This is a genomic window from Burkholderia sp. BCC0405 (assembly GCF_902833075.1).
Taxonomy (GTDB): domain Bacteria; phylum Pseudomonadota; class Gammaproteobacteria; order Burkholderiales; family Burkholderiaceae; genus Burkholderia.
In genome coordinates, this window is record NZ_CADFEO010000052.1 from 1 (window position 1) to 3,406 (window position 3,406).

Annotated in this window: 4 protein-coding genes and 1 pseudogene; all 5 read left to right on the forward strand. The window is 56.4% G+C overall.

Features of this window, described 5'->3' with window-relative positions; all coding sequences use genetic code 11:
- On the forward strand, positions 1 to 1,204 hold a 1,204-nt coding region (locus HWX36_RS36580; protein ID WP_244136620.1), incomplete at its 5' end, for an RHS repeat-associated core domain-containing protein.
- Positions 1,201 to 1,659, forward strand: coding sequence for an Imm30 family immunity protein (locus HWX36_RS36585; RefSeq protein ID WP_175958561.1), 459 nt, complete (start codon positions 1,201 to 1,203; stop codon positions 1,657 to 1,659). The genes HWX36_RS36580 and HWX36_RS36585, both read left to right, overlap by 4 nt.
- Before the next feature lie 214 nt (positions 1,660 to 1,873).
- Positions 1,874 to 2,332 (forward strand): hypothetical protein, encoded by a 459-nt coding sequence (locus HWX36_RS36590; RefSeq protein WP_244136621.1) that lies wholly within the window; start codon positions 1,874 to 1,876, stop codon positions 2,330 to 2,332.
- 53 nt (positions 2,333 to 2,385) lie between these two features.
- The gene (locus HWX36_RS36595; protein WP_175958562.1) at positions 2,386 to 2,772 is read left to right on the forward strand and encodes a hypothetical protein; all 387 of its coding nucleotides are present in this window, start codon (positions 2,386 to 2,388) and stop codon (positions 2,770 to 2,772) included.
- Positions 2,773 to 2,833: 61 nt separating this feature from the next.
- Positions 2,834 to 3,406 (forward strand): annotated as a pseudogene (locus HWX36_RS36600) (RHS repeat domain-containing protein); the annotation flags it as partial.

Below are 3,406 nucleotides of genomic sequence, written 5' to 3' on the forward strand. Positions count from 1 at the left end.
GAGCACGCTGCCGGTCGACGTGCCGAAGGTGCTGGGCAACCTGTTGAAGTCCTATGCGGGGACGCACTTCGAGTACGACGCGCGCGGGAACCTGATGCGCAAACGCACGCCGGCGGGCGAGCAGGAATACGAGTGGGACGAATTCAATCGCCTGCGGTCGGCGCGGGTCGCCGAGGCGTCGCGGCAGAGCCAGTCGCGGTATTTCTACGACGCGTTCGGCCGCCGGATCGCGAAGGAGGTGAACGGCGAGCGCACGGTGTTCGGGTGGGACGGCGACGCGTTGGCGTATGAAAGCGATGGGGAGAGGGGCACGCACTATATCTACGAGCCGGGCACGTTTGTGCCGCTGGCGCAGTACGTGGCCGAGCCGGTCGAGGGGATCGAGACGCCGGAGTGGAAGAGTACCGACCGGTATGTGCCGGAGGAAGACCCGCTGCAGAAGGTGCCGGAACGGCGGGCTGGCGCAAAGCTGTTCTATTACCACTGTGACCAGATCGGCACGCCGCAGCTTCTCACGGACGACTATGGGGATGTGGTGTGGGAGGCGTCGTACAAGGCTTGGGGGGAAGCGCGGGAGGTGATTGCCCGGGCTTCGAAGGCTGCGGGAATCGTGGCGAGGAATTCGCTGCGGTTTCAGGGGCAGCAGGTTGATGAGGAGTCGGGGCTCGCTTATAACCGGCACCGGTATTACGATCCGAACAGCGGCCGCTTCATCAGCCAGGACCCGATCGGGCTCGCTGGTGGGCTGAACGTCTATCAATACGCGCCCAATCCCATTCAGTGGACCGATCCCACGGGGCTCACACGATGCTGTTGCCCATCGTTGCTTCCCGGCGAAGGAGACGTCGGAAAGTACAGGGATTTGAAGAGAGCTGGATCAACGGGTGACAACCTCACTCCGCATCACATTCCATCTGATGCGTATATGGAGGGAATTAGTGTGCCAGGTTATACCCGCGGCGACGGTGTGTCTATTAATATGGAAATGCCTCCAACTGGAGGGCGTCATCGTCAAACTAGTTCTTATGGGACGAGCCCTGATCTAACGATGAAACCTCGGGATATGCTGGCGCAGGATATTCGAGATGCTAGACGAATTTACCAGCGCCAAAATTGTTATACATCTAAAGTTCGTGCTGGTCTGCAGCAGGTTATTGCTCAAAACAAGGCTCAGTATCCGTCGACATTTGGGAAGGGATTATGAAAAAAGGTTGCTTGGAATATCTGTTGCGTGTCCGTCAACTTGACTCTCCGGATGAGGTTGATGTATTCGATCGAATGCTTGAAGTTCTTGGTTCTGAAGTGTTGTCGAAGGAGGATCTTGTAGATCTTCTTTCTGTATTTATTGACCGGACTCGGCATGAGGAAGTTATGTATGGCCTTCTTCATTTAATAGAGGCGAGTGATATAAATTCAGTTGTCGCTGCTTTAGTGCAAGCGGCGCCGGATATGAAAATGGCTGCATCTGATTGGCTGGATACATTCATCTATAGACTGCTGAACGGTGATCATTCACGGAGTACGTTGATTGACCATCTAAAGCAGAGCGAGGGGGCGCCCGGCGGTGCTGAAATTGTTTCTCGGTTGAACGTGATGAAAGAGGATTCTTCTGAGAAAATTAGGGAGAGGGCTTTATTCGTTCTGTCAAAAATAAATTGAATATATCCGTGATGCATTGATTTTGTGATTGGCAGTAAGTGCGGTAATTGTCCACTAAAAATGCCAAGACAACGTAGCAGTGATACGGGCGGCCTTGCATTTTTGCCGGTTCGGCAGACCGAGCCCGATTTTGAACTTGTAGGGAGGGTGACAGCTTCACACGAGGCTGCACTATAACCGGTATCGGTACTATGATCCGCATAGCGGCCGCTTCATCAGCAAGGACCCCATCGGGCTCGCCGGGGGCATCAAGGTCTATCAGTACGTGCCCGCTCCAACGGGATGGGTTGATCCTCTCGGGTTGGCAAAGTGCCGTCCTTGTCCCGAAGATTGCGAAAAGATCTTGACGGAGGCGGGTCGAGGTTACGGCAGGTATGACAATGTGGACGCGGACTCGCATCACGTCATACAGAACGCTGCCATGAAGGGATCCGTGTCGGATTACAACGAGATGGCTGCGCCTGCAGTGCAATTGGAAGGTCCGCCAAATAAGGTTGGAACCGAGCACTATATTGCCACCCAGTCCCAACGCCAGAGAGGGGGCGGTGGGAATTACGCAGCGGAGCGTCGTGTCGCATATAGGGCTCTTCGGCGAGCAGGTCTGTCAGAGAACGAGACGCGTTGCCATATCATGGGTAGCGGCGCACTTTGCCAACTTAGGCGTGACAGCTGATACACCGACCCGAATGCCGGGAAATCGAAACAGTTCGACTCGGAGATGGTAGCGTGAACGGATGGATTACGTCGGGGATGGTTTTAGAGATCATCAAAATATGTGCTCTGATTTCAAGGGGTGATTTTGCTCGCTTAGCGGCCGAGGGAAACTTCGAAGTGAGCATGGCATCCGAAATAAAGACTGGGATTTTAGAGTACCTTGGAGGGGATTTTTCGAATGAGCGCGACTTGGTACGAGTTGGAATTCCGGATGAAAATTATGTTATCAATCATTCGACCTTGTGCGAAATAAACCCCGGTTCACCATCGGACCGTGATAAGCGAATTCAAATTAATTTGAGAGTCGATGGTGTTGAGAGCGACCTGACTCTGATTTTACGTGCTCACAAGCGAGAAGAGGGTGATGAAGTCCGCATTTACGGTGCTCTCACGCTTTAGGCCCTCACGGGCCACGTGCGCGTGACCGACGAGCTCGAACGCCTGAATCTTGGGCTGGCGTCATGAATGCGACGAGTTGGGCAACCGGAGGCGGACCGTGCGGCCGGCCGGTCATGTGATCGACTGGCTGATGTACGGTTCAGGTCATGTGCACGGGATGCTGCTGGACGGCGAGGAGCGCGTGCAGTTCGAGCGTGACGACCTGCACCGGGAAACAGTGCGGGTGCTGTCGAGCGAAGTCGGGCAGCGCACGACCTACGATCCGGCGGGGCGGGTATTGCAGCAGACGGTTCAGCGGTCGACGTCGCCTGCGCCTTTGGTCGAGCGTCGGTATCGCTACGACGCGGCGGGGCAGTTGTCGCGCATCGAGGACAGCCGCAAGGGTGGGACGGACTATCGCTACGATCCGGTTGGCCGGTTGATTGAGGCGATCAGTCCGGTCGCGAAGGAGCGGTTTGCGTTCGATCCGGCGAGCAACATCGTCGATCCGGTGCGGGCGAGCGAGGTGCCGGCGTCGCGGCCGAGCCCGGTGAGGGCGGAGAGCACGCTGCCGGTCGACGTGCCGAAGGTGCTGGGCAACCTGTTGAAGTCCTATGCGGGGACGCACTTCGAGTACGACGCGCGCGGGAACCTG